The sequence below is a fragment of the Streptomyces sp. NPDC014861 genome (assembly GCF_043081625.1).
Taxonomy (GTDB): domain Bacteria; phylum Actinomycetota; class Actinomycetes; order Streptomycetales; family Streptomycetaceae; genus Streptomyces.
The window spans coordinates 321,073-346,534 of record NZ_JBIBWV010000005.1 but is presented as its reverse complement, the minus strand read 5'-3'; the positions used below and the strand labels follow the sequence as shown (position 1 = coordinate 346,534).

Sequence of the window (25,462 nt, the reverse complement as noted above, 5' to 3'; positions counted from 1 at the left end):
ATGTGGCGCGTCCTGCCATAGAAACGAAGACTTCCGGCCACCCCGCGCGCGACCCCGGCCGGACTCCGCCGGCAACGCGTCTCGACACCCCGTTCGTTCCACTAGGTTGTGACCTCCGCACCCGTCCAGAGAGATCACCGCATGGGCCACGACCGACTCCGCTCGGCGCCGCGAACACCCCGCGGCGCGGCCCCGGCGACCGGAACCTGAAGGGCTGACCTCGATCGTGGAACAGCTGACCGGGGAGGACCCCGCGCACATAGGCCCGTACCGTCTGATCGCCCGCCTCGGCGCGGGCGGGATGGGCCTGGTCTACCTGGGCCGCTCCGACCTGGGGCGTACGGTCGCCGTCAAGGTCGTGCAGGCCGAGCACGCCCAGCACGCCGAGTTCCGGCGGCGGTTCGCCCGCGAGGTGGCCGCGGCCCGGCGGGTGGGCGGGGCGTGGACCGCCGACGTCCTGGACGCCGACACCGAGGCGGCGGTGCCGTGGGTGGCGACCCAGTACATCCCCGGGCCCGACCTGACCACCGTCGTCGCCCGGGACTTCGGCCCGCTCCCCGAGCATTCGGTCCGCACCCTCGCCAACCGCCTCGCCCTGGCCCTCCGGGCGGTGCACGAGGCCGGCCTGATCCACCGTGACCTCAAGCCGTCCAACGTCCTGATCACCGTGGACGGCCCCCGCGTGATCGACTTCGGCATCGCACGGGCGATGGACGGCCTGGCCGGGGACAGCCTCCACACCCGTACCGGCATGCTGATCGGCTCGCCCGGCTTCATGTCCCCCGAGCAGGTGCGCGGCCTCGACCTCACCCCGGCCTCCGACGTCTTCTGCCTGGGGGCGCTGCTCGTCTTCGCGTCCACCGGACGCCTCCTCTTCGGTGCCACGGACACCGGGCTCAACGCCCACCTCTTCCGTGTCGCCGAGGAGGAGCCGGACCTGACGGGCGTCCCCGACTCGCTCGTCGCCCTCGTCCGCGCGTGTCTGTACAAGGACCCGACGAAGCGGCCCACTCCGCACGAGGTCGCCGCGTACACGGCGACGGACACGGCCGGCGAGGCGGACGAGTGGCTGCCGGGCGCGGTCCTGGCCCAGCTGGGCCGCCGGGCGGCGCACCTGCTGGACTACGCCCCCGCCGCCCCCGCCCGTCCGGTGCCCCCGCCCGCCGCGTACACCCCCACGGCCCCGTCCCCCGCCGGCACTCCGCCGCCACCGCCTCACCCCTGGAACGCGCGCACGTCACCGGCCGGCGCCGCACCCCCGGAGGTTCCTCGACCCAGACGCTGGTGGGGGCTGTCGGCGCTCGCCCTGGCCCAGCTGCTCGTCCTCTTCGACGCGACCTTCTCCACCTCGGTGATGGGGCTGGGCTCCGCGGTCAGGTCCTGGGGCCTGTCCACCCAGGTGAAGGTCTCGTCCACCGTCTACCTGGACGTCCTGGCCGTCTCCTACGTCCTGGCCTTCGTGCTGGTCCTGCTGTGTGGTGTCTCCGTCGCGGACCGGATGGGCCGCAAGAGAGCCCTGCTGCTCGGTCTTTCGGGGTTCACGGCGGCCGCCGTCCTCGGCATGCTGGCGCCCTCCAGCGGGCTGCTGATCACGTCTCGGGTCCTCCAGGGCGCCTTCGCCGCGCTCGTCTCGGCCTCCGCTCCGCTCCTGCTGTCCGCCGCCTTCCCCGATCCGAGGGAGCGACGCAAGGCGTTCGTCCGCTACGTCGCGATCGCCGGGGTCGGCCCGGCGCTCGGCCTGCTGGCCTTCTGGGCGCCGGCGACGCTGGGCGTGGCCTGGCGTCTTCTCCTGCTCGTCATGATCGTCCTCGCCCTGATCACCCTGTTCTCCGTCGCGGTCTCCGTCCACGACCGGCCCGGTCGCTCCGGCGCCCGACTCGACGCCCCCGCCGCGCTTCTCGGCGCCCTCGGCGTCGTGGCTGTCAGCGGAGCGGTCCCCTATTTCGAGGGCGTCTTCGTCCTGCTCCCGCTCGCCGGCGTCCTCCTGGCCGCCTACGTCTGGCGTCAGACGAGGACGGCCGCCCTCTCCTCCCCCCTGCCCGGTCCCGCCTCCCGGGCCCCGGCCGTCGTCCTCGTGATCACGGCCCTGGCGAACGCGGGTGTCGCCGCCTTCCTCCTCGCCACGGGACACCTGCACCGCTGACCGGTGGCCGCTGACCGACGACCGACGACCGACGACCGACGACCGACGACCGACGACCGGGCCGAACGGGGAGGGTGGCGGGACCGTCACGCCGCCGCAAGGTGAGGAGGAGGCAGGTCTAGCAGCACTCCTCGTGCTCATCGGCACGGTCCGGGTAGCGCCCCGCCGGCCAGTCGGCGAAGAGCGTGTGCTCGACCTCGCGCCACGCGGGCGCCTCCTCGGTCGCCGGTCGGTGCATCGTCACCGGCGCGTACGCGACGAGGACCCTGTCGTCGAAGCCCTCGCAGCCGGGGAACGGCGTCACGGCGACATGGACCGGGGCGTCGTCGGGCGCGTCCTTCAGCGCCTCGCGCAACCGCCCCACCGTCCAGACGACAGGCAGGTGTTCGTATTCCGCTCCGCTCTCTCCCATCCCGCGAGGCTACCTCCCCCGCCCGCCCCATCCTCCGCCCGCTCCGCGCGTCCCCCTCGTCCCCCTCCTGTCTCCCGTACCCCTCGTACCCCTCGTACCCCTCGTACCTCTCGTACCTCTCGTACCGACGAGTGGCCGGGGGCACCTCCGGGTCCGCGCTCCGGCCCCCGTAGGCTCGCGACGACGACGGGAGACCGGCATGTGGAAGCGGGCCCTCGACCGGGCCGGGGTGCGGGAACCGCGGCTACGGCGGGACTACACCGAACAGCGGCGGGCGGTACGGAGGTTCGCGCCGGCCGAGTACGCGGCGGCGCGGCTCCTGTTGCCGGCGGCGCTGCTCCCGCACGTCGTGGCCGCCGTCGCGTTCATGCACGACACCGACGACCGGATCGACCGCGGCACGCCCGACGAGCGCGTGGCCGCGCTCGCCGAGTGGGACGGTCTCGTACGCGAGGCCCTCGCCGACGGCGATTCCGCCGTGCCCGTCCTGCGCTGCCTGGCGCACACCGCCGAGCGCCGTCCCGATGTCCGCGCCCACGTGAACGAGTTCCTGCGGGGCTGCGCGCGCGAGGTCGCCTGGCGGACCCTCGCCGACGACCGGGAGCTGGAGCAGTACGTACGGGAGTACTCGCTCCCCGCGCTGATGCTCACGGCCTGCCTCGTCGCGCCCGAGGACGCGTCCACCCGGGCGGCGTTCACCGAAGGGTGTCACCGGCTCATCCGCGCCATGCAGCGCATCGACTTCCTGGAGGATCTGCCCGAGGACGTCCGCGCGGGCCGCCACGGCGTACCCGCCGACGCGGTGACCCGGCACGGCGCCGACCTCACCCGGCCCGGCCCCGCACTCGGCCGGCTCGTCGAGGAGCAGGCCGACCGGGCCGCCGCCGACCTCTCGGCCGCCGCACCCCTCCCGACCCTCGTGTCCCCGCCGTACCGCCCCTTCGTCCGCGCCCTCGCCGGCGTCCAGGGCCTCCGCCTCGACGCCGTGCGCCGCGCGGGCGCCTCCCTGGCCACCCGCTCCTCCGGTCCCTCCGCGTCGGCGGCCGCCCTGCTCCTGTTGCGGGAGGCGACGAGGCGGACGCGGGGCTGAGCGGCGGCCGGAAGGCGGACGGACCCTCCTGGAGAGGTCGTCGGTCACAAGGAGGGCCACGCGTATTCGCTGTAGGGCGTGCCGTCGGCGATGTGCCGGAGGGCCTCCCGGAGGTACGGGGCGGCCGGCTCGGGGACATCCGTACGCCACGACCAGCCCTGGCACTTGTCGGGTTCCGTGTTCGTGACCGCGGTCCCCGGGTCGTCGGCCTCGAAGAAGAAGGCGACGCGGCGGCTCCCCGAATGGGTGGAGACGTGGTGCATGAGGTGGACGAAGCGCAGCTCCCCCGGCGGGATGTCGAGTCCGGTCTCCTCGCGGAGTTCGCGGGCCGCGGCGGCGCTCGCGGGTTCGTGGTCCTCCATCAGCCCGGCGGGGACCTGGTGGAGACCGGGGAACACCTCCACGGTCTCCACCCTTCGTCCGACGAGGAGTTCGTCGCCGCGACGCACCAGGACGTGGACGTCGGCGTAGTGGGTGGCCTCGACGCGACCGGACGCGGGGGTCTTCTCGGACATGGGGGTTCCTCTCGATGGCCACGGGCGGGTGGCGCACGGCTCCGGCGGACACGTGCCGCGTGCACGGCAGCCCGTCTTCGGTGGCGGGCACGCGGCGGGCGTACCCGCTCGGCGGCGGGCACGCGGCGGAGGATCCCGCGTACGGGGCACGGGACGCACCCGATTTGTTCCGGCCATACGGCCGAGTCCGTACGCGGACCGTCCCCGAGGACACGGGACGGTGAGGGCGTCACCGGCCGACGCCCGACGGTCCAGGGCAGGCCGTCGTGTATCGCCCTCTCGTCACCGGGGGGGGCGATCAGGCACGCACCCCAGGGGCTCCGCGCACCGCGTCCTCCCAGAGGTCCAGCCCTTCGCGGAGGAGTTCGCGTACCGCCGCGGCCTCCTCGGCCGTCCAGGGCTCCTCGCCGTAGATCTTCTCCCAGGCGCTGTCGATCACCGTCCCACGCGAGGAACGAAGGGTTCCGTCCCCCACGCTGCGGGCGAGGTCCTCGACGAAGTGCCACGCGTTCAGCAGCGATCCCGGCGGCACCGAGGCGGTCCCGGGGCGCTCGACCCATGCCCGTACGGCATCCAGATCGAGTTCGGCCTCGCCCTCCCAGAGGACCGTCCAGGTGGCATGAGCGGCGTAGGCACGCAGGGACGCGCGGTCAGGGAACACGAGGAGACGGCCACGGTCGTCCACGGCGAACTCGTCGAGGCCGTCGCCCTCCCCGGGCCGCCACAGCAGTGTCAGGTCCCCCGCCCGTGCCTCGATGCGGTACGGATAGCCGTCCATCCTCCCCATTCCCCTTCCTCGGTCAGGATTCCCAGGCACGCGGGCGGCCAAGGGCTTCCCACTCAGGGCGCGGCAGTGAGGAACAGGGCGAGGTCGTCACCGTGGCCGCGTCCTCGGTGCCCGGCCGCGATGACGACCTCGATCCGGGCCGCGCCGTCGACGATGTTCTGCCCGGTCAGCGCCGCGTAGCCGACGGGGAGACCCCGTGGGCGCCCTCGGGGACGACGACGAGGAAGTCATCGCGGTCGTCGGCGCTCCCTCTGTTCCGGTGTTCTCGCGCACGGGCGGATGCTACGAGGCACGCCGGCCCGCGACCAGCGGATTTCCTCCCGTGGCGACGGGCCCTGACGTCGCATCCACCGCGGGGCGGTCACCCCCGTGCCGGATCGGCGGCCACCGCGTCCGAAGCCATGGGCTCGACGAAGGGCGTTCTCCATGCCGGGCGCGGGTCGGCGCCGAGGCCGGTCCAGTACTCCCGCCCACGGACGATCCGTCCGTCCCGGACGGTCCAGAAGGACGCCGCGCGGAACACCCCGAGGCCTTCGTGCGGGACCTCGACCTCGGAGACGACCTCGTCCCCGTCGGCGACGATCCGCAGCACGCGGATCGTCCAGCCCTCCGGGTACTCACGGTTCACCGCGACGAAGTTCGCGCTGCCCACGATGCGTTCACCGCTGACCGGCCATTCGACGACGGCGTCGTCCGCGACCAACCCGGCGACTCCGCCCCAGTCCCGCGCCTGGATCCGCTCCCACAGCGCCTCGACCACTCTCGAAGATTCCATCCGCACACCCTCCCAGACGCCTCTGACAAGGGAGCCGGGCCGCGACCCCGGACGCTCACGCGCCCGCCGGAGCCTTCACCTTTCATCCATTGCAACGGTGTCGCATATGCCATTGCATCAATCTCGACTTCATTGCAATGAATTTCCGGCATCTACCTGCACATTTAGCTAGTTCACATTGCATCAGTCTTGCCGATCCCATGAAGGCAACGTAGCTTTTCTCATGTCGGAAACACCGACGGCAACGCCACTCCCCAGGAGCAGACATCATGCAGACCTTCGCCACCGCCGCCCCGATCACCACCGTCGTCGACGTCCCGGCCGGCCGCCTCCGCTTCGTCGCCGCCGACCGCGAGGACGCCACCGTCGACGTCCGCCCCGCCGACGCCACCAAGAGCCGCGACGTCAAGGCCGCCGAGGAGACGACCGTCGCCTTCGCGGACGGCGTGCTGCGGATCTCGGCCCCGCGGGCCAAGAACCAGCTCTTCGGCCAGACCGGTTTCATCGAGGTGACCGTCCACCTGCCGGCCGGTTCCGCCGTCGAGGCGAGGGCCGCGGCGGCCGACCTGCGTACCGTCGGACGCCTCGGCGACGTCACCTTCGACAGCGCCCAGGGTCCCGTGAACCTCGACGAGGCGGCCAACACCCGCCTCACGGTCCAGGACGGCGACCTCACCGTCGGCCGGCTCACGGGATCCGCCGAACTCTCCGCCTCCCGGGGCGACCTGAAGATCGCGGAGGCCACCACCGGCACCCTCACCCTGACCACCCAGGCCGGTTCCATCTCGGTGGGCACCGCCCCCGGCGTCTCGGCCACGCTCGACGCCGGCACCTCGCTCGGCCGCGTCCTGAACACCCTCCAGAACGCGGAGGGTTCGAACGCCGACGTCGCCATCCGCGCCACCACCACGCTGGGCGACATCACCGCCCACAGCAACTGAGCCCCACCGCGCCGTACGGCGCGACCGGCGCGGCGACGGGGGCGGGGGCGACGACGGGTCAGGGGTACGAGGTCGGATGCGGCGGGAGCGGTTCCTCACCTCCTGCCGCACCACGCCCGCCGCCCCGCGCATTGCAGTGATTTCGCAGATCCACCGGACGCCTCCGCGAATGTCCTAGGACGTGATCGTTTCTGCATGATGGTCTCCCGGCGTGAACACACGTACCAAGCTCGCTCTCGCGACCGCCGTCATGTCGGCGCTGGCCCTCTCCGCCCCGACCACCACGGCGTACGGCTCCGGTGCCGCCGGCCCGGATCCCGTCCCGGCGCCCCTCGTCAGCGCCGCCAACGCGGTGCCCGGCGAGTACATCGTGACCCTCGACCGGACGGCCGACGCGACGAAGGTCGCGGAGAAGCTGAACCTCGAACCGACGTTCGTGTACGAGAAGGCGATCAACGGGTTCGCCGTGCCGCTGACCGCCCTCCAGCTGGACCTCGTACGGAAGACGCCCGGGGTGACCTCGGTCGAGGAGGACGCGGTGACGCTCGCGCCGCCGCAGCCGACCACGCCGGCGGGTGCGCGCAGCCCGGCCGCCTCCTGGGGGCTGGACCGGATCGACCAGTGGAACCTGCCGCTCGACAACGACTTCACCACTACGGGCAGCGGCGCCGGCGTGACGGCGTACATCCTCGACACCGGCATCGACTACAACCACGACGAGTTCCGGGGACGCGCCGCGTTCGGCTTCGACGCGATGGGTGACGGTCGGGCCGGCCAGGACTGCAACGGTCACGGTACGCACGTCGCGGGCACGGTCGCCGGCAAGACGTACGGGGTCGCCCGCAAGGCGAATCTGGTGAGCGTCCGCGTCCTGGGCTGCGACGGCCGGGGCGCGTACTCCGGGATGATCGCCGGGCTCGACTGGGTCGCCCGCAACGCCCGGCAGCCCGCGGTGCTGAACGGCTCCCTGGGCGGCGACAGGTCCACGGCCCTGAACAACGCCACCACGGCCCTCCGTGCCGCCGGCGTGCTGCCCGTCATCGCGGCCGGCAACGACGCGAAGGACGCCTGCAACGTCTCGCCCGCGTCGGCGGAGGGCACGCTCACCGTCGCCGCCTCCAACGCGTGGGACGAGGAGGCGTCGTTCTCCAACTACGGCCGGTGCGTCGAGCTGTACGCCCCCGGCCAGGACATCGTGTCGGCCAGGATGGGCGGCGGCTCCCTCACCCTGAGCGGCACGTCGATGGCCGCGCCGCACGTGGCCGGCGTCGCCGCCCTCTACAAGGCCGAACACCCCACGGCGACCCCGGCCGAGGTCGCCGAGTGGATCGACGGCCAGTCCACGAAGGGCGTCCTGACCAACGTCAGCACCGGCACCCCCAACAAGCTCCTCTACACCGGCGGCCTGTGAGCCGCCCGTCCGCCATGCCTCCCTGCCCATAGGGCTGTAGGGCTGTAGGGCTGTACGTCTGCGGCAGGTGCCGAGGCGACGGAACGACCCGCTCGGTCCGCACTCCGTGTGCGGGCCGAGCGGGTCGTTCTTCGTGGCGTCGGTGCCGTCGCGCCACCGCTTCCCTCTCGGTGTTCCGAGATTCTCCGGATTTCTCTCTCACACTTCGCCGCCGGCTCGGCTGATTACCTCTTGGTGGTCACGGCAACCCGGAGCCGCCGCCCCTGACCGGTCTCGACATGAGAGGCGACGGAGATGAGCAGCGATGGAGCGAAGGGAATGATCCCGCGCCAGCGCGAGCCCCTGGGCTCGGAAGCGCAGGCGCAGTGGGATCGGATGAGGGTGCTGGAGGGCTCGGTGAGGCGCTTCGTCTACTTCCGCACCAGCCTGCCGAGGTGGGAGATCGACGACATCGAGTCGGAGGTGTGGGAGTCGATCTACCGCAGGCTCCTGCTGTCCGGCCCGCTCGACCACATGGTCGAGCGCTACCTGTACATGGTGGTGGGTCAGAAGATCAGGGAGCGTCTGACCGAGCTGGGCGAGCGGGCGGCGAAGATCGTCGACGGCGGTGAGGAGATCCTCGAGCGGATCGCGTGCCCGGGTCCGGAAGAGCAGAACCTCGCCGACCTCGCTCCCGCGCTGAAGCGGCTGCGCGGCTCGACGAGCGAGTTCCAGCTCCGCGCCTTCGTGCTGGCCGAGGCCTACGACATGAAGGCGCCGTACATCGCCAAGGCGCTCGGTGGGACGGCGACGGCAGGGTCGGTCCGTGACGCTCTTCGTCACGCCCGCCGCAAGCGCGACCAGCTGTTCGGGGGCGTCGCCGAGGAGTAGCCGAGCAGCCGCTTCCAGGAGGCGCAGGCCGTGCGCAACGAGGACGTCCCGGCCTGCGGCCCCGAGTGGTCGCTACTCGACACCGGACGCACCCGCGCCCAGCAGTAGAGCCAGGACACGGAAGGAGCAGAACTGAACGACCGCGGGGAGCCGACCCGCTCCCGCACTCACCCACGCACACACCGGAGGGCCGGCTCGCACCTGGCTCTCCCACCTCAAGATCGTTCCGACCCGAGGGGAGTCATAGTGGAAGTTGTCATCTCGCCCATCCGGACCGTGGTGATCGTGCTCGTCACGATGGTCCTGGCGCTTGTCACCTGGATGCGCTGCCGCCTGGAGACGCTGCTCGTACTGCTGCCGGGCCGAGCCGCCGACGGGCCGGGCGGAGGGAAGAGGATCAGCCGTATCCGTCCGCTGTCGGGGGAGGTCGGCTTCGTCAAGTAGACCGTAGCCGGGGGAAAGCCGGGCCGGGCCTCTCACAGAAGAGGCCCGGCCCGGCTGTTACTACGTACCGGCGCAGACGCACCGGGGTCCGCAGCCTCCAGGCGACCAACCCAGGCCGCGGGCAGGCACTCGACAAGGAACGCCCATGACCACCATGCCTCCCCCGAGCGGCGAGGGCCAGGACTTTCCCGTCCCGTCGCTGCTGAACAGCACCGCGGACGACCTCCTCGCGCAGATCGAGCACGAGGCGAAGTGCCGCCGGCGCGAAGCCCGCGCCCTGCGCCGCCGTATCCGCCGACACCGCCGGCAGGCGCGGCCCCTGCATCTGCGCGTCATCCAGACCGGCAGCTTCGTCGTCTCCTCCGGGCTGGTTCTGACCGGACTGGTCGCCTTCGTGGCCTCCGGCGTCATGTTCCTGAACGGCGACGAGGCCACCGCGAAGGCGCTCCTGGCCCTCGCCTCCGCCGCGTGGGGCGGTGCGGCCGCCGTGGCCTTCTTCTCCCGCAGGTAGCAGCCGTGGGACCAAGAAGAGGGGCGCCCGAGTGGCGCCCCTCTTCGCGTCACCCGGCCTCGGGATCCCCCTCGTCGAAGGTCTCGCCGCGGCGAGCAGGATCGACGCGTGCGGGCCCCTCGGTCCGGATCACCGTGCGGCCTTCAGCTTGAAGGACCAGCGCCAGATCCACGCCAGTGCGGCTCCTGGCGTCACACAGGACAGGAGGGCCGCCGAGCGGGCTTGGCCGCCGGCCTCCCAACCCATGGCTGCCGGCAGGAGGAGGAGCAGTCCGAGGAGGAGGATGCCGAAGGCGGGGAGGTGTACGGGCGGCGCGTATCGCCGTGCCCCGCGCGGCATTCCGTGCGCGAGCGCCCCTGTCAGGACGGCCCCCGCGCAGACGACCGGGAAGAGGGCGAGGATCAGCATGCCGGAGCCGAGCACGCCCGCGCCCCGACGGCGGCCGTCCTGAAGGACCGGCGAGTGCGGTCGGGGGTCGCCCGGCGCGTAGTGGACGTCGATCCTCATGCCCGCCTTCGGCGGCTCGTAGCGCGTGTACATCCGGGGCACGGTCACCTCACGGGGACCGCTGTCGTACGGGACGCGCAGGACGAGATCGGTCTCGAAGAACACCGGCTCGTCGGAAGCGTTGTCGCCGCGGACGGGGTCCGCCGCGAGCCGGGCGACGGTGACCTCGTACGACCCGAACCGGGCCGCGTCCAGGCGCTCGGTCTCCCGCCCGTACTCCGGGGACACCATGAACCCGAGGTTGACGCAGGCCATCGTGGCAAGCGGCACCAGCCAGGCGACCAGCCACACCACCACACGGCTCCTGCCCGGAGCAGAACCGGCGCGCTCCGGGGCCCGGCGCGAGGCGACGATCCACGCGGCGGCGAAGACCACGGCCAGCACGGCGAGCCCCGTCTCGGTGACCAGCGGGGGGTACGGACCGACGCCCCACAGCACGCAGCCGACCGCCCCCACGGCGCTGAGCAGCATCCCCCAGCCGGTGAGCGTGGTCCCCGCACTCCGCCGGTACACGGGGCTCACCCGCGCCGACGCCTTCTCCAACCCCACCATGCCCGCCCCCTCCACGCCCCGCCCCCTCCACACCCCCCGCCCTCCGGCAGGTACGCCGGAGCCGCTGCGACTCGCCGCGACAGGCGCGGCTGCGTCTCCCTCGACACCGCGACCGTCGCGGCCCTCACCCGCTGTCGCAGCCGGGGCAGACCGGGTTGGCCTGCGCGAAGTGGCGCAGAGTCCAGTGCGTCGGGGTATCCGTCACGGACCGATCGTAGGACCTGCCGTCGCCCCGTCAGCAGGCGAGGGTGGGGTCCGGCAGCCACCGGCTGCGACACCCTCGTCGGCAGGTCGAGCGGCACGACGACAACTGGGCTACAGGGCGGGGAAGTTCGCCTGTCGATATCTGCTTGCCGGGCGGACGTCGACCTCGCATGCTTCCGAGCGTGACCGCTCACCACGACCGTACCGACGGCATCGTCCGCACCGACGCGACCGACGCCCCGGGGGACGCAGGATCCACCGGATCCACCTGCCGAAGCATCACCCTGGCCGTCCGCGTGCGCGATCTCCGCCCCGGCGACCTGCCGGCCTGCGCCTGGTCGGGCTCGGCCGTCCACCTGCGCCACGTGGAGCGGGAACTGGTCCGCGCCGCGCGAGGCGAGGTGGACTACCTGGCCGTCTGCACCGCCGCGGATCTGCCGGTGGCGATCGGCGGCATCGACTATCAGGTCTCCGAGGGCGCCGGAACCCTCTGGCAGCTCTCCGTGCTGCCGGCCCTCCAGTCCAGCGGCCTGGGCACGCTGCTCGTCCGGACCGCCGAGCGGCGCATCCGAGACCGTGGCCTGCGCCGGGCCGAACTCGCGGTGGAGGAGGACAACCCCCGGGCCCGTGCCCTGTACGAGCGCTTGGGCTACATCCCGTACGGCCGCGCCCCGGACGCCTGGGACGAGGAGGGGCCGGACGGCTCGATCCGACGCCACGAGACGGTGTGCGTCCTCATGCGCAAGCCCCTCTGAGCCGCAGGCGAAGGCCTCTCCGAGCCCCACGCGAAAGCCCCTCCGCGCCTCGCCCCACCTCGTCCGCCTCCGCGAGCGCTACGCGCCCCGCGCCGAGGCGGGCCAGGCCCGGGGGTACGGAACCCGCAGTGCTTCGGGCCGTACGGGAGTGTGGTCCGCGGCGGCGTGGAGGCGGTCGTCACGTCGCACGACGGCGCCGCTGCGGAGCATGGTGGCGACCAGTTCCTCAGCGAGGTCCTCCGGCGTACGCGCGAGGAGCCTGGCGGCGTCGGTCAGCCAGGCGCGCGCGTGGAGGTACGCCTCGACCTCGTCGGCCGGGACTCCCCCGCGGATCATCAGCGCGAAGGCGAAGATCCTTCGGGCGCCGTACCAGACCGCGCCCTCCGGGTCGTCGACGAGCCGCTGGGCACGGCGCAGGGCGGCGCCGAGGGTCGCGCCCGGGTCGACGGGGACGGGGCCGTGGGAGGGGAGGATCACGCGCGGGGCGAGGTCGACCAGCCGCTTGAGGGAGGCGAGCGCGGTGGCGGCCGCGTCGGGACCGTCGAGGGCGAGGTTCACCCAGCCGACGTCGTAGTCCGACAGCGCGTCCCCGACGACGAGCAGGCGCTCCTCCGGCTCCCACAGGGCCAGGTGGCCCGGGGTGTGACCGGGAGTGCGGACGACCTCCCAGTCGGCGTCGCCGAGGCGGAGGACCTGACCGTCGTCGAGCGCGAGGTCCACCGTGTACGGGGCGACGGGCTGGTCGAGCCACTCGGCCGAGCAGCAGCCGGGGTCGCGGCGGGAGATCGCGTCCGCCTCGGGGGCGCCGGCGGCTATGCCGGCGCCCCGCGCCTGGAGGAGGGCGTTGCCGCCGACGTGGTCGGAGTGCCAGTGGGTGTTCACGACCAGGTCGACGTGCCCGGTCCGCGACCGCACCCAGGCGGCGGTCTCCTCGGCGTGGCCGACGAAGCCGGTGTCGACGAGGGCGGTCTGCCGCCCGGGCAGGAGCAGGGTGTTCGCGTCGGGGAACGGCCGCTGCCACCAGGTCAGCCACGACGGCAGGGCCGGAGGGGCCTGGGAGGAGGAAGGGGACGTGGAGGAAGCAGACGCGGGAGAAGGGGACGCGGGGGTCGGACGGCTGCTCACGCGGCGCTCCTGTCCAGGCGGCCGGGGGTCCGCCGGCCGGACGCGACGAGCTTCCGGGAACCGTCGGCCCGGACCCCGTACGCCTCCGGCCGGCAGCCGGTCAGGCTGCGTCCGGGCTCGACGACGGCGCTGGCCGCGGCCTGTTCGTCGTACCGCTCGCCCGTGTGCGGCTCCGACCGTGTCTCCGGCTGCTGTGCCACGTGCGTGCTCTCCTCAGGTCGGTGTCGGGTGGAGCGTGGAGCGGCGCGGGGTCCTCACTCAGCCGGTCAGGCGTTCCACCAGCAGGAGGGCACCGATGACGATCATCATGGCACCGCTGGCCCGGATGACGACCCGGGCGGCCGAGGGCCGAGTGGTGAGGACCGTACGGGCCAGGACGCCGACCGCGAGGTAGACGACGGCGCAGACGGTCAGGTGCACGGTGCTGAGCAGCCCGGTCTGGGCGGCGACCGGCCAGCCCGTCACCGGGTCGATGAACTGCGGGAAGAGCGAGAAGTACAGCAGCAGCGCCTTGGGGTTGAGTCCGCTGGTCCCAGCCCCCTTGAGGAGGACGCGCCAGGCGGACGCCTCCGCGCCTCGCCCCGCCGCCGTGGGCGTGACCGGCTGCCGCAGGACGCCCCAGCCGAGCCACAGGAGGTAGCCGGCGCCGGCGACGGTGAGGGCCGTGAGCGTGCCCGGGGAGCCGGCGACGATCACGGCGACGCCCGCGACGGCCACGAGCGCGTACGCCGCGTGCCCGGTGAGCAGACCCACGACCGCCGGGACGACGGAGCGGTCGCGCAGCCCGGCGGAGATCGCGTACGCCCAGTCCGCGCCCGGGGTGAAGACCAGCAGCAGGTCCACCGCCAGGAAGGCCGCCAGAGTCGTCGTGTCCATCGTGGTTCGTTCCCTCTCGCACTTCTCTTGCTCCGGGAGGGAACGCTAGGCGGAACAGGCCCGAAGGTGTTCCCGTCTTTACCCCGGGATCGCCTGGTCAGAGGGAGAATCTTCTCCATGGACGCACTTGACCGGAAGATTCTTACCGAGCTGCAGCAGGACGGCCGGCTGACCATCACCGAACTGGCGGCCCGGGTGCGGCTCAGCGTCTCGCCCTGCCACCGCAGGCTGCGCGACCTCGAACGCGAGGGCGCGATCCGCGGCTACCGCGCCGTCGTCGACCCCTCCGCGCTCGGCCTGGACTTCGAGGCACTCGTCTTCGCCACCCTGCGCTGGGAGACCCCCGACACCGTGACGGCCTTCGAGGAGGCCGTGGCCGCCGTCCCGCACGTCCTCCAGGCCCAGCGCCTCTTCGGCGAACCCGACTACCTCCTGCGGGTCGCCACCGCCGACCTGACCGCCTTCCAGCGGCTCTACGACGAGCGTCTGGCCCGCCTGCCCGGCGTTCAGCGCCTGACCTCCACCCTGGTCATGAAGAACGTGATCGACGACCGCCCGCTGCCCGAGAGCTAGCGGGCGAGAGCCCGGCGGGCGAGAGCCGGCGGTGCCGGGGTCGCGTCTCGGCGGACACCGGACCGCCGCTCTCCGGGGCGTGCCCCTCGCATCGTGAAACCACCAGGTCAGAGGGGTGCGTCCCGGGCACCTCGCTCGACCGGTCGACGTCGCCGGAAAAACTTCGGGCGATGATGTCGAGAATCCGCGTCCTGCTTCGTCCCCGGGGTGAACGCGACCAGAATGGGTCGCGACAGCACCGAGGAGATCACGATGGCCAAGTACCTGCTGCTGAAGCACTACCGAGGCGCCCCGGCCGCGGTGAACGACGTGCCGATGGACCAGTGGAGCCCGGACGAGATCACCGCTCACATGCAGTACATGAGCGACTTCGCGTCCCGGCTGGAGAAGACCGGGGAGTTCGTCGACGGTCAGGCGCTCGCCCCGGAGGGCGCGTGGGTCCGCTACGACGGCGAGGGACGCCCGCCGGTCACCGACGGACCGTTCGCGGAGACGAAGGACCTCATCGCCGGCTGGATGATCATCGACGTCGACAGCTACGAGCGCGCCGTCGAGCTCGCCGGGGAGCTGTCGGCCGCCCCCGGGGCGGGCGGCAGGCCGATCCACGAGTGGCTTGAGCTCCGCCCCTTCTACACCGCGCCGCCCACGATCACGGAGTGACACCTCCGATGGACGAGGCCCTGCTCAGAAGCCTCACACCGAGCGTCCTCACCGTCCTCGTCCGCCGCGGAGCCGACTTCGCGGCGGCCGAGGACGCCGTGCAGGACGCCCTGGTGGAAGCGCTCCGGGTCGGTGCGGCGGGGCCCTCCCCGGCAGGCGGTGACCGGCCCGAGCCGGCACCCGCCGGGTCGGCCCCGGCCGACTCGCCCCCGGAAGGCGTGACCCCGAGCGGCTCGCCCCCGCCCGGCTCGGCCCCGGGCAGCGCGGCTCGTACGAGCGGGAGCGATGCGCTCCGCGATCCCAAGGGCTGGCTGATCACCGTCGCCTGGCACAAGTTCCTCGACGCGACGCGCGCCGACGCGGCCCGCCGCCGCCGGGAGGACCGGGTCGAGGAGGAGCCGGTACCGGGGCCGGTCCCGGAGGTGGACGACACGCTTCAGCTGTACTTCCTCTGCGCCCACCCGTCCCTGACACCGGCGTCGGCGGTCGCGCTCACCCTGCGCGCCGTCGGCGGCCTGACCACGCGCCAGATCGCCCGCGCGTACCTGGTCCCCGAGGCGACGATGGCGCAGCGCATCAGCCGGGCCAAGCGCACCGTCTCCGGGGTGCGGTTCGACCGGCCGGGCGACGTCGCCACCGTGCTGCGCGTCCTCTATCTCGTCTTCAACGAGGGCTACTCCGGTGACATCGACCTCTCGGCGGAGGCGATACGGCTCACCCGGCAGCTCGCGGCGCGCATCGACCACCCCGAGGTGGCGGGACTTCTCGCCCTGATGCTCCTCCATCACGCGCGCCGGGCCGCCAGGACCACGGACGGCGGCAGCCTGGTGCCGCTCGCCGAGCAGGACCGGAGCCGCTGGGACACCGCCCTGATCGCCGAGGGCGTCGGGATCCTCCAGGCGGCCCTCGCACGCGACCGGCTGGGCGAGTTCCAGGCCCAGGCCGCGATCGCCGCCCTCCACGCCGACGCGCCCACCGCGGGGGAGACCGACTGGGTGCAGATCGTCGAGTGGTACGACGAGTTGGTCCGCCTGACCGACAACCCCGTCGTCCGCCTCAACCGCGCCGTCGCCGTCGGAGAGGCCGACGGCCCCCGCGCCGGTCTGGCGGCCCTCGCCGCCCTGGACGCCTCGCTCCCCCGCCACACCGCGGTGGCCGCGTACCTCCACGAGCGCGCCGGCGACCCGGCGGAGGCGGCGCGCCTGTACGTCGAGGCCGCCCGCAAGGCCCCCAACCTCCCGGAACGCGACCACCTCACCCGGCAGGCGGCCCGTCTCCATACTCACCGGCAGCAGCCCTGACACCTCTCGACCCCGGACCCCGCATCCACATCCACCCCCACGTCCGCCACCGCCACCGCCACCGCCACCGCCCCGACTGTCGGTGCCCCCTGACACGATGGCCGGGTGACAGCCATCCACCCCGCACCCACCCGCCACGACGACCCGTCGCGCGCCCGCCTGTCGGACCTGATCGCCGCCATCGATCCCTGGGACGACCTGGAACGCGCCCATCTGAGGACCACCGAGGAGTGGATCGCCGGTGGCGCCCCGCTCTACCGGGTGCGCAAGCCGGACGTCCCGCCGATGCACCTGGTCTGCTACTTCGTGGTCCGGGACGAGGAGTGCGGCCGGTTGCTCCTGGTCGCCCATCGCAAGGCGGGGCTGTGGCTGCCCGCCGGCGGACACGTCGAGCCGGACGAGGACCCGTGGGACACCGTGGTCCGTGAGTGCCGGGAGGAGCTGGACATCCAGGCCTCGGCTTCGCCGATCACGGGTCGCCGGCCCCTCTTCCTCACCGTCACGAGGACTCGCGGCGAGGAGGGCGCGCACACGGACGTCTCCCTCTGGTACGTCCTCGACGCCACCGCCGACGCCGTCACCACGTACGACGAGGGCGAGTTCACGGCGATCCGCTGGCTGACCGAGGAGCAGGTCCTCGCGGAGCCGGGCGAACTCCTCGACCCCCACATGCACCGCTTCACCCGCAAGCTCCGGCACGCCCGAGCAGGAGCGGGAGCGGGAACGGGAGAACAGACCGGAGCACGAGCCTGAGCACAGCTCGCAGATCTCAGGCCTCAGGTCTCAGACCTGCTCAGCACCTGACGTCGGAGGCCGGGCGCTCACCTGTCGTCAGGAAGCGGGTGACGGTGCTGTCGCCGCAGGCGTTCCCGGTGCCGCCCGCCGCGAGCAGGTAGACGCCGTGGCCGCCCCGGTCGACGGAGACCAGACGGGCGCGGTCGCCGAGCGCCTCGCGCATCTTCAGGCCGGAGGAGTGCGGGTTGGCGGGGTCCCGCAGGTTCTGGATCATGAGGATGTTCGAGGGGCCGTCGCCGGTGAGGCGGACCGGCTTCTCCACCGCCCCGCCCTTCCAGAAGGCGCAGGGCGTGATGTTGACGGGCATGCCGCCGGTGAGCGGATGGCGGACTCGGTCCGCGGCGACCGCCCGGGCGTACGCCGGCACGGAACGGGGCCAGTCGACGTCGTTGCAGATGACGCCCACCGTGACCGCCGCGGCCTCGTCGGGCATCGCCCCGGACAGCTCGGGCGGCAGCACGGGCACGGCCGTCGGGTCGAGGGCCTGGCCCACGAGGCGCGCGAAGCCGGGGAAGGCCGCGTCGGAGTAGAGGGCGAGCTGGAGCGCCTGCCGGAAGGAGGCGCCGGTGAGCCGGGCGCCGGGTACGGCGGTGGGGCGGGGCGCCCGGTCGAGCCGGGCGGCGAGGCCGAGCACGAGCGGGCGTACGTCCTCCGGGGAGTCGGCGAGCCGCAGCCCTTCCGCCTGCCGGTCGGGGTGGGAGGCCCAGGCCGCGAAGTCCGGGAAGCGGTCGTCCGCGCCCTTCGCCATGTCGGCGAGCCATCCGTTGGCGACCCGGCGGGGGTCCGGGTCCGCGCTGCTGTCCAGGACCCAGCGGTCGGTCCGTCGCGGGTACTCCTGTGCGTAGCGGGCGGCGACGTACGTTCCGTACGAGGTCGCCCACGCCGACACCTTCCGCTCGCCGAGCGCCTGGCGCAGCAGTTCCATGTCCCGCACCTGGTTGGCGGTGGTGAGGGTCCGCAGCATGGCGCCGCCGTTGCGGGCGCACGCGTCGGCGATCCGGCGTGCCCGCTCGACGTTGGAGCCGATCGAGCCGTCGGCGGCGGGCCAGGACCGCAGGGTCACCATCCACCGGTCCTCCTCGGCGAGCCCGCACCGGGCCTTGGCCGAGCCGCCGACCCCGCGCGGATCGAGGGCCACCAGGTCGTACGCTCCGCCGGTCTCCCGCGCGAGCGCCGGTCCCTTCTGCGCGAGCCGCTGCACCCCGGAGCCTCCGGGACCGCCGGGGATCACGAAGAGGGTCCCGCGCCGGGCCTCCGGCCGCGTGCTGGGCAGCCGCGAGACGGCGAGGTCGATGCGGGGGCCGGCGGGGTCCGCGTGATCGAGCGGTACGGAGAGCGTCGCGCACCGCTGCCCGTCGGCCGCCTTGACGGAGGCGGCGCAGTCGCCCCATCGCAACCCGTCGCCGACGGGAGCGGGGGCGGGGACGATCGCACTTCCCGCCCGGGTTCCGGGGGTGCTCCCGGTGGCGTTCGCGGGACCTCCGCCGGCCACGAGGCCGGAGGCGGCGAGGGCGGCGACGGAGAGGAAGGAGGCGGCAAGTGACGTACGCGCACGGTGTGTTGTCATGTGTTCAGCCTGCCGTCCGGCACCGTACCGCCCCCATCCGGCCACCGGGCCGATCGAGGGTGAGGCCAGCCCGACCGTCCCCCTCCGGCACGCCGCCGCTCGGCCGGTCCGACGCCGTCCGCGCCAGGCAGGGGGCCGACGTCGCCGAGGCCGCCCGAGACGCCGGGGCGTCGGCAGAGACTGTGTCAGGGGAAGTGGAGGCTGTGTCAGGGGAAGTAGAGGCTCGCCTTCTGGAGGACGTGCTTCGTGAAGAGTCCGCCCCACACCGTCCGGCCCCGGTACATCGTGGTCCTGACGGTGTGCGGGGTCGTCTCGACGGTGAGGGGGCGGCTGACGACGCTGGTGTCGACGGTCCGGGCGTCGTACGCGGCCCACTGGGCCGCCGCCGGCTGGACGTGTGCGCTGACGAGCGCGGGGAGGACGAGGGTCACGTTGCGGGCGCCCGGTATGCCGCCGCGCAGGCTCTTCGCGCGGCTCATGGACCACACGGTGAAGGCTTCCAGGGTGGCGACGTCCACCTGGGGGACGGCCGCGGCCAGGATGAACAGCTCGGACTTCGTCCCGAACCACCGGGCCTTGCGGTCCGCGCGCTGGGCGGCCACGACCGGGGCGCCGTTCCACTCGGTGGACGTCACCGTGCAGGCGTCGGCCGCCAGCCGTTCGTGGAGCCCCGCCAGGTAGGCGCCGGCCGCGTCGGCGGGGGCGTCGGATGCGTACTGAGTCATGGATCGATCCTCCAACGCCCCCTGCCTCGCGGGGAAGAGGCCGGCTCGCCCGACCGCGCGGTCGGCGGCGTGTCAGGCGGCGCGCGAGGTCAACGGGAGAGCTTGGCGTCGATCAGCGCCTTGAACTCCTCGTACGACTGCGGCAGTTGGATCCTGATGCCGTCGACGAAGAACGTCGGCGTGCCCTGGACGCCGAGGCCGAGACCGTCCTGCTGGTCGGCCTTGATCCGCTGGAGGGTGGCCGGCGCCCTCACGGCGCTGTCGTAGCGGGCCATGTCGAGGCCCAGGCCCTCGGCGTAGGTGCGGAAGAGGGCCTCCTTGGACTCCTTCGACTCGCCCCACTCCTTCTGCGTGGCGAAGAGCTTCGCGTACATGGTCTCGAACGCGCCCTGCTGGGCCGCCGCCTCGACGGCGAGGGCGGCGGTGGTGCTGTTGCGGTGGCCGGGCATCGGGAAGTAGCGGGCGACGAAGGTGACGCGGTCCTCGTATTCGCTCCTCAGCCGCTCCACCGTCGGGTACACCGCTCCACATCCCTCGCACTCGAAGTCGAGGAACTCGACGATCGTCAGCTCGCTGTTCTTCGGCGAGGTGAGCCGATGGCTGGTGTCGCGCACGGCCCGGGCGTCCACGGCGGCTTCGGTGCCGAGGGCTGTGGTGTCGTCCTGGGGTGCGAAGAGGAGGAAGGAGCCGAACGCGGCGGCGAGCGCGGCGAGGAGGACGCCGACGGCGAGAAGGTTCTTCTGGAGCTTGGTCATGATGCCTCGGGTGTGGGGTGACGGGGTCGGAATCGAGGTCCGGGGGGAATCTGGGTCGCGGGTGGAATCGGGGTCGGGTCGGGGTCGGGCTCGGAGGTCAGGAGCGGGAGCGGGGGCGGAGGCGGTCGCGGGCGCGGAGGGCCGCGAGGTAGGCCTTGGAGGCATTGGGGGCGTGGGAGGCGGCCAACGGGCCCTGGTCGTCGCCGGTCATCGCGTCGCTGAAGGTCAGGGCGATGCTCGCCGGTGGCGCGTCGAGCGACGCGTCCGGGGCCGGAGTGATGGGGACGAGTTCGGTGCGAGCGGCCGCGGGCGTCGCCCGGGAACCCGTCGAACGCACCGGACGCACCGGACGCGGGTCGGGCAGCGCCGGGTCCCGCCCCCGGCTACGCCGCGAGGGCGTACGGAAGCAGCGGGCGGTTCTCGGCCCGGTCGTGGCGGGAGGCGTGGCCGAGGGGGCCGCGCGGGGCGCACGGCGGGGCCCGGCCGGTGACCGGCCGCGGGACGAGAGCGGAGTGCGGGAGCCGTACGTCGGCCGGCCGGCGCGCCGGGGCGGGGCCGGTGCCCCGGGCGACGAGCAGCGGCCGGAGGAAGCTCAGGACCGCGGCCACCCCGGCGAGTACCGGTTCGGTGTGCCAGCGCAGCCGCTCGGGGACCCCGAGCAGGCGCACGGCCAGGACGAAGGTGATCAGGTGCCCCGCGAGGAACGCCTCGGGCGGGGCTCCGGCGGCCGTGACGTGGGCGGCCGACGCGTCCGCCCCGGCGCCGGGAAGTCCGACGAGGGCGCAGACGCCCGGGACGGCGTAGGCGAGCTGGTGGGCGACCTGCGCGCCGACGAGCGCGGCGAGGAGCTGGGGGTCGGAGAGCCGGCGACGTGAGAGGACGTACCCGCCCGCGGCCGGCCCGGCGAGCAGCGCCCAGGGTGCCAGGTGGCCCTGTGTCAGCAGGTGGCCCGCCATGGGCAGCAGGACGGTGAGCGCGGCGACCGCGCAAGCCCCCGGTCCCCGGCCGACGCCACGGGCTCGAGCCGTGGCGTGCGTCAGGGGCGGAGGTGGCATCGGGCCGGCGCTTTCGTGGTGTCCGGGTGGGGTGGCGTCCTCGCGGCGTCACGGCGCCGGAGAGTGTCCGGGCAGCCTATCCGGTACGCCGGCGGGGGCGGCGCGCGGCCTCCCCCCGCGTACGGGGCGGGCGTGGAGTGCCGGGTCGGCGCGCGGGTCGGCGCGCGGGTCGGGCCGCGTCCCGCCCGGCACAGGCCGCGGGGGTCAGCTCGGCCACCGCCCGGCGGCGGGAGTCAGCTCGCGGCCACCGACCGGCGGGGGCGCTCGGTACGCGTGGCCGGGCCGGAGAAGCGGAGGTGGCCGTCGGCGACCTCCGCCCGGTCGAGCAGCTTGCGGTCGCTCCGGTAGCTGGTCGACGTCACCCACGGCGCGTCGGGCCCCTGCTTTGGGAGCATGTCGAGCGCACGCCGCACGTACCCGGCGCCGAAGTCGAGCATGGGGCGGGTGGCCAGGCCCGGCTCGCTCTCCGGCCAGGCGGTGTCGTGGCCGTGCCGGTCCATGTGGGCGAGCACCCGGCAGACGTACGTGCAGAGCAGTCCGATCTTGAGGGTCCAGGAGGCGTTGGTGTAGCCGATGGCGACGTTGAGGTTCGGGATGCCCGACAGCATCGTGCCCCGGTGGACGAGCGAGTCGGCGGGCGAGACGTCCGTGCCGTCCACGGTCAGCCGCATGCCGCCGAAGAGCTGGATGTTCAGTCCGGTGGCGGTGACGACGATGTCCGCGGGGAGTTCGCGACCGGACCGGAGCAGGATGCCGTCCTCGGTGAAGGTGGCGATCCGGTCGGTGACGACGGAGGCTTTGCCCGCGCTGATGGCCTTGAACAGGTCGCCGTCCGGGACCGCGCAGAGGCGCTGGTCCCACGGGTCGTACGGCGGGTTGAAGTGCTCGTCGACGGGGAAGCCGGCGGGCAGGAGGCGGGCGTTCGCCGCGCGGATCAGCTTTCTGGTCGCGGTCGGGAAGCGGCGGGCGAAGCCCCAGACCAGCTGCTGCCGGGCGATGTTCTTGCGCCGCGTCACGGCGTGCCCGCGCTCGTCCCCGAGCGCGGCGCGCAGGAGGCGGGCGAGCTTGTCCTCCTTCGGGACGGGCACGATGTACGTGGGCGTCCGCTGGAGCATGGTGATGTGCGCCGTGTCGTCGGCCATGGCGGGGACGAGGGTGACGGCGGTGGCGCCGCTGCCGACGACGACCACGCGCTTGCCGCGGTGGTCGAGGTCCTCGGGCCAGTGCTGGGGGTGGACGATCTGGCCGCGGAAGCGGTCGCGGCCCTCGAAGTGCGGGGTGTATCCCTCGTCGTACCGGTAGTAGCCGGTGGCGCAGAAGATCCACCCGGCGGTGAGGTCGAACCGCTCGCTCGCGCCGGTCGTCGGATCGGTCCGCTCGACACCGACCGTCCAGCGCGCGGTCGCGGAGGACCAGGCGGCGGAGACGACCTTGTGGTGGTGGCGGATGTGCGCGTCGAGGCCGTTCTCGGTGGCGGTCTCCCGGAGGTAGGCGAGGACGCGGGAGGCGTCGGCGATGGACTCGCGGTCGCGCCACGGCTTGAACTCGTACCCGAAGGTGTAGAGGTCGGAGTCGGAGCGGATGCCGGGGTAGCGGAAGAGGTCCCAGGTGCCGCCCGAGGCTCCGCGGGCCTCCAGGATCGCGAACGACCTGGCCGGGTGGCCGAGCCGCAGATAGCGGCCGGCGCCGATGCCGGAGAGCCCGGCACCGACGATGAGGACGTCCAGGTGCTCCGGGGTGTCCGGGCGCTCGGGAGCGTCCGGGCGCCCCGGGGTGTCTGCGTGCTCCGGGGCGTCGGCGTGCTCCACCCGCTCCACCTGCGGCTCCTGCGGCTCGTACGAGGTCATGGGGAAGAGGATGCGCCACCGCGGCGCCTCGCTCCACAGCGGAGTGCCTGGAAACGGTGCGGATCATGGTGCAGAGTGCTGCGTATGGATCGATCGTGGCCCGAGCCGACGCCCGGCGTCCGCCGGCTCTTCCGGCAGGCGGCCGAGATCGCGCTCACTCCCCTGCCGGCCTGGGTCGAGGACCTGAACCGGGCGTCGCTCGGCGGCGTGGCGATGCGGCCGGTCCGGGAGGACCCCGTGCTCGCGGGCCGCATCCGCGACTCGACGCTCGCCAACATCACCCACTGGGCCGCGGCCAACGTCCAGTACCCCGGTCGCCGGGTGCCCGCCAACCTGGGCACCGAGATGCTGGAGACCGCGCGCGATCTGGTGCGGCGGGGGTTCGACGAGACGGCCCTGGAGGCGTACCGGACGGGCCAGGGGGCGGCGTGGCGCCGCTGGATGGACATCTGCTTCGGGCTCACCTCCGAGGTCGACGAGCTCCGGGAACTGCTCGATCTGTCGAGCCTGTCCATCACCGCGTTCATCGACGACACCATCGCGGCCGTCACCGCGCGCATGGCGGCCGAGCGCCAGGAGCTCACGCGCGGCACGCACGCCGAACGCCGGGCCGTCGTCACCCTCATCCTGGAAGGCGCGCCCGTCGGGCGGCGGCAGGCGGAGGCCCGTCTCGGCTACGCCCTGACCGGCCCGCACGTCGCGGCCGTCGTGTGGGGACCCGCAGCCGCGCGCGCCGACCACCTCGAACAGGCCGCGGACATCCTCGTCCGGACCGGGACGGGCGGGTCCGGCGCCCGGCTGACGGTGGTGGCGAGCGCGGGGGCGCTGTGGGTGTGGATCCCGACCGCCGCCGCGCCGGACGTGCGCGCCGTCGCCGACCGGCTCGTCGCGCTGCCGGACGTCCGGATCTCCGTCGGCCGCCCCGGGTACGACCTCGACGGGTTCCGCAGGAGCCACCTCGACGCGCTCGCCGCGCAGCGGATGATGGCCCGGCTCGACTCACCGCAGCGGATCGCCCGGCACGAGGACGTCCAGCTGGTGGCGCTGATGACGCAGGACCTGACACTGGCGGACGAGTTCGTGGAGGACGTCCTGGGGGAGCTCGCCGGGGCGGACGCCCGGACCCGCGAGGCCGTCCTCACGTACGTGAACGAGCGGTTCAACACCTCCGTCACCGCCCGCCGCCTCCTGACCCACCGCAACACCGTCCTGCGCCGTCTGGCCCGAGCCGACGAACTCCTCCCGAAACCCCTCTCGGAGAACCCGCTCCACGTCGCCGCGGCTCTCCATCTCCTCAACTGGCGTCGGCCCCACACGCGTTGACACATGAGCGGGGCACGCACCTCGGCCGCGAGCGGGCGTCGCGGGACCGGGGGCCCGCCGTGCCCGCCGGAGGCCGTCCCGTCAACGGACCACGCGGTAGCGGAGGTAGACGAACTTCTCGCTGAAGGTGCGGGTCTCGACGAGTTCGAGGTCCACCCGGCGTTCGGCGCGCGGGAAGAAGGGGATGCCACCGCCGACCAGCACCGGGTGGACCACGGCCCGGTACTCGTCGATCAGGTCGGCCGCGGCCGCCTCGGCGGCCAGCGTCGCCCCGCCGAGTGCGATCTCGCCCTCCCCCGGCTCGGCCCGCAGCCGCGCGATCTCCTCGGCGAGTCCGCCGGTGGCCAGTCGCGCGTTGGTGCCCTCGACCTCCGCCAGCGAGCGGGAGAACACCACCTTGGGCAGCGGGTTCCAGAGCCGCGCCCACTCGCGCGAGGCGTCGTCGAGCGCCGGGTCCTGCTCGGCGGTCTCCCAGTACAGCATCGTCTCGTACAGCCGCCGCCCCAGCAGGTGGACGCCGATCTTGCGGGTCTCGTCGGTCCAGAACCGGAACACCTCGCTGTCCGGGTCGGTCCAGTCGAATCCCCCGTCGGGCCCCGTGATGTATCCGTCGACGGAGACACCCATGGCGTAGGTCACGCTGCGCATCAGAAGACCACCTCGGTAGCGTGCTCGACCGTGCGCCCCCCGGCCGCTGCCGCAGGCGCACCTCCTCCGGCCCGCACGGTCGCGCGAGCCGGGCCACCCCACCAAACCACACCCTCGGGGAATCCATGCCCACCACACCCCGGGGAGGCCGGTCGTGCGTACCGGGAACACCCCCGCTCCGGCTTGCCGGCCGTCACCCACCGCTTCAAGGCCGCGTACGCCTTCCCGTGAGGGACACCCGGCCGTTCCGTACGCGCCGGCCGGCCTCACCAGACTCCTCGGCGTCGAACTCCGC

The 25,462-nt window shown here is 73.4% G+C and carries 28 protein-coding genes; 13 read left to right on the top strand and 15 right to left on the bottom strand.

Annotated elements, in window-relative coordinates:
* The first annotated feature begins 226 nt into the window (after positions 1-226).
* On the top strand, positions 227-2,143 hold the full coding sequence (locus ACF1BN_RS13605) for an MFS transporter (RefSeq protein WP_392331763.1): 1,917 nt from the start codon (positions 227-229) through the stop codon (positions 2,141-2,143).
* Between the two features lie 118 nt (positions 2,144-2,261).
* Here the strand turns inward: ACF1BN_RS13605 and ACF1BN_RS13600 are convergent, their stop codons facing one another.
* On the bottom strand, positions 2,262-2,555 hold the full coding sequence (locus ACF1BN_RS13600; RefSeq protein ID WP_392331762.1) for a DUF6225 family protein: 294 nt from the start codon (positions 2,553-2,555) through the stop codon (positions 2,262-2,264).
* Positions 2,556-2,754: 199 nt separating this feature from the next.
* Between ACF1BN_RS13600 and ACF1BN_RS13595 the strand changes: the two genes are divergently transcribed.
* A complete protein-coding gene (locus tag ACF1BN_RS13595; protein ID WP_392331761.1) occupies positions 2,755-3,645 on the top strand; it encodes a squalene/phytoene synthase family protein in 891 nt (296 codons plus the stop codon).
* A 44-nt stretch (positions 3,646-3,689) separates the two neighbouring features.
* Here the strand turns inward: ACF1BN_RS13595 and ACF1BN_RS13590 are convergent, their stop codons facing one another.
* From ACF1BN_RS13590 to ACF1BN_RS13580, 3 genes are all read right to left on the bottom strand, one after another.
* Positions 3,690-4,160 (bottom strand): NUDIX domain-containing protein, encoded by a 471-nt coding sequence (locus tag ACF1BN_RS13590; RefSeq protein WP_392331760.1) that lies wholly within the window; start codon positions 4,158-4,160, stop codon positions 3,690-3,692.
* Positions 4,161-4,458: 298 nt separating this feature from the next.
* On the bottom strand, positions 4,459-4,947 hold the full coding sequence (locus ACF1BN_RS13585; RefSeq protein WP_392331759.1) for a hypothetical protein: 489 nt from the start codon (positions 4,945-4,947) through the stop codon (positions 4,459-4,461).
* A gap of 361 nt (positions 4,948-5,308) precedes the next feature.
* A complete protein-coding gene (locus tag ACF1BN_RS13580) occupies positions 5,309-5,722 on the bottom strand; it encodes a nuclear transport factor 2 family protein (protein ID WP_392331758.1) in 414 nt (137 codons plus the stop codon).
* A 269-nt stretch (positions 5,723-5,991) separates the two neighbouring features.
* On the opposite strand from ACF1BN_RS13580, the gene ACF1BN_RS13575 reads away from it, so the two are divergent.
* From ACF1BN_RS13575 to ACF1BN_RS13555, 5 genes are all read left to right on the top strand, one after another.
* The gene (locus ACF1BN_RS13575; protein ID WP_392331757.1) at positions 5,992-6,663 is read left to right on the top strand and encodes a DUF4097 family beta strand repeat-containing protein; all 672 of its coding nucleotides are present in this window, start codon (positions 5,992-5,994) and stop codon (positions 6,661-6,663) included.
* A 250-nt stretch (positions 6,664-6,913) separates the two neighbouring features.
* The gene (locus tag ACF1BN_RS13570) at positions 6,914-8,074 is read left to right on the top strand and encodes a S8 family peptidase (RefSeq protein WP_392331917.1); all 1,161 of its coding nucleotides are present in this window, start codon (positions 6,914-6,916) and stop codon (positions 8,072-8,074) included.
* Between the two features lie 294 nt (positions 8,075-8,368).
* Positions 8,369-8,944, top strand: a complete 576-nt coding sequence (locus ACF1BN_RS13565; protein ID WP_392331756.1) for a hypothetical protein — start codon at positions 8,369-8,371, stop codon at positions 8,942-8,944.
* A 246-nt stretch (positions 8,945-9,190) separates the two neighbouring features.
* The gene (locus ACF1BN_RS13560) at positions 9,191-9,388 is read left to right on the top strand and encodes a hypothetical protein (RefSeq protein WP_392331755.1); all 198 of its coding nucleotides are present in this window, start codon (positions 9,191-9,193) and stop codon (positions 9,386-9,388) included.
* Between the two features lie 145 nt (positions 9,389-9,533).
* A complete protein-coding gene (locus ACF1BN_RS13555; RefSeq protein ID WP_392331754.1) occupies positions 9,534-9,899 on the top strand; it encodes a hypothetical protein in 366 nt (121 codons plus the stop codon).
* 129 nt (positions 9,900-10,028) lie between these two features.
* Here the strand turns inward: ACF1BN_RS13555 and ACF1BN_RS13550 are convergent, their stop codons facing one another.
* Positions 10,029-10,958, bottom strand: a complete 930-nt coding sequence (locus tag ACF1BN_RS13550; protein WP_392331753.1) for a hypothetical protein — start codon at positions 10,956-10,958, stop codon at positions 10,029-10,031.
* A 482-nt stretch (positions 10,959-11,440) separates the two neighbouring features.
* On the opposite strand from ACF1BN_RS13550, the gene ACF1BN_RS13545 reads away from it, so the two are divergent.
* Positions 11,441-11,917 (top strand): GNAT family N-acetyltransferase, encoded by a 477-nt coding sequence (locus ACF1BN_RS13545; RefSeq protein ID WP_392331916.1) that lies wholly within the window; start codon positions 11,441-11,443, stop codon positions 11,915-11,917.
* Between the two features lie 78 nt (positions 11,918-11,995).
* Here ACF1BN_RS13545 and ACF1BN_RS13540 read toward each other — a convergent pair whose 3' ends face one another.
* Genes ACF1BN_RS13540 through ACF1BN_RS13530 form a run of 3 tightly spaced genes read right to left on the bottom strand, consistent with a single transcriptional unit; the run spans position 11,996 to position 13,918 of the window.
* On the bottom strand, positions 11,996-13,042 hold the full coding sequence (locus ACF1BN_RS13540) for an MBL fold metallo-hydrolase (protein ID WP_392331752.1): 1,047 nt from the start codon (positions 13,040-13,042) through the stop codon (positions 11,996-11,998).
* Entirely contained in the window at positions 13,039-13,242 is a 204-nt protein-coding gene (locus ACF1BN_RS13535) for a hypothetical protein (RefSeq protein ID WP_392331751.1), read from the bottom strand. Before ACF1BN_RS13535 ends, ACF1BN_RS13540 begins: the two co-directional genes overlap by 4 nt.
* Before the next feature lie 58 nt (positions 13,243-13,300).
* Positions 13,301-13,918: a LysE family translocator gene (locus tag ACF1BN_RS13530; protein WP_392331750.1), complete on the bottom strand. Its 618-nt coding sequence runs from the start codon at positions 13,916-13,918 to the stop codon at positions 13,301-13,303.
* A gap of 117 nt (positions 13,919-14,035) precedes the next feature.
* On the opposite strand from ACF1BN_RS13530, the gene ACF1BN_RS13525 reads away from it, so the two are divergent.
* From ACF1BN_RS13525 to ACF1BN_RS13510, 4 genes are all read left to right on the top strand, one after another.
* Entirely contained in the window at positions 14,036-14,491 is a 456-nt protein-coding gene (locus tag ACF1BN_RS13525; protein ID WP_392331749.1) for an Lrp/AsnC family transcriptional regulator, read from the top strand.
* Between the two features lie 252 nt (positions 14,492-14,743).
* A complete protein-coding gene (locus ACF1BN_RS13520; RefSeq protein WP_376597275.1) occupies positions 14,744-15,151 on the top strand; it encodes a YciI family protein in 408 nt (135 codons plus the stop codon).
* 8 nt (positions 15,152-15,159) lie between these two features.
* Positions 15,160-16,452: an RNA polymerase sigma factor gene (locus ACF1BN_RS13515; RefSeq protein ID WP_392331915.1), complete on the top strand. Its 1,293-nt coding sequence runs from the start codon at positions 15,160-15,162 to the stop codon at positions 16,450-16,452.
* Positions 16,453-16,557: 105 nt separating this feature from the next.
* Positions 16,558-17,205, top strand: a complete 648-nt coding sequence (locus tag ACF1BN_RS13510) for an NUDIX domain-containing protein (protein WP_392331748.1) — start codon at positions 16,558-16,560, stop codon at positions 17,203-17,205.
* Positions 17,206-17,245: 40 nt separating this feature from the next.
* On the opposite strand, the gene ACF1BN_RS13505 is transcribed toward ACF1BN_RS13510, so the two are convergent.
* The 6 genes from ACF1BN_RS13505 to ACF1BN_RS13480 all read right to left on the bottom strand — a co-directional run bounded on the left by ACF1BN_RS13505 (position 17,246) and on the right by ACF1BN_RS13480 (position 23,196).
* A complete protein-coding gene (locus tag ACF1BN_RS13505) occupies positions 17,246-18,814 on the bottom strand; it encodes an alpha/beta hydrolase (RefSeq protein ID WP_392331747.1) in 1,569 nt (522 codons plus the stop codon).
* A 206-nt stretch (positions 18,815-19,020) separates the two neighbouring features.
* Entirely contained in the window at positions 19,021-19,539 is a 519-nt protein-coding gene (locus ACF1BN_RS13500) for a hypothetical protein (RefSeq protein WP_392331746.1), read from the bottom strand.
* 89 nt (positions 19,540-19,628) lie between these two features.
* The gene (locus ACF1BN_RS13495; RefSeq protein WP_392331745.1) at positions 19,629-20,294 is read right to left on the bottom strand and encodes a DsbA family protein; all 666 of its coding nucleotides are present in this window, start codon (positions 20,292-20,294) and stop codon (positions 19,629-19,631) included.
* Positions 20,295-20,391: 97 nt separating this feature from the next.
* The gene (locus tag ACF1BN_RS13490; RefSeq protein WP_392331744.1) at positions 20,392-20,631 is read right to left on the bottom strand and encodes a hypothetical protein; all 240 of its coding nucleotides are present in this window, start codon (positions 20,629-20,631) and stop codon (positions 20,392-20,394) included.
* Between the two features lie 46 nt (positions 20,632-20,677).
* Positions 20,678-21,250 (bottom strand): hypothetical protein, encoded by a 573-nt coding sequence (locus ACF1BN_RS13485; protein WP_392331743.1) that lies wholly within the window; start codon positions 21,248-21,250, stop codon positions 20,678-20,680.
* A 332-nt stretch (positions 21,251-21,582) separates the two neighbouring features.
* Positions 21,583-23,196 carry a flavin-containing monooxygenase gene (locus ACF1BN_RS13480; protein WP_392331742.1) on the bottom strand — a complete coding sequence of 538 codons (1,614 nt, stop codon included), beginning with the start codon at positions 23,194-23,196 and terminating at the stop codon, positions 21,583-21,585.
* Positions 23,197-23,280: 84 nt separating this feature from the next.
* Here ACF1BN_RS13480 and ACF1BN_RS13475 point away from each other — a divergent pair, with 84 nt between their 5' ends.
* Positions 23,281-24,519 (top strand): PucR family transcriptional regulator, encoded by a 1,239-nt coding sequence (locus tag ACF1BN_RS13475; protein WP_392331741.1) that lies wholly within the window; start codon positions 23,281-23,283, stop codon positions 24,517-24,519.
* An 81-nt stretch (positions 24,520-24,600) separates the two neighbouring features.
* Here the strand turns inward: ACF1BN_RS13475 and ACF1BN_RS13470 are convergent, their stop codons facing one another.
* Entirely contained in the window at positions 24,601-25,167 is a 567-nt protein-coding gene (locus ACF1BN_RS13470) for a dihydrofolate reductase family protein (RefSeq protein ID WP_392331740.1), read from the bottom strand.
* Positions 25,168-25,462: the final 295 nt, after the last annotated feature.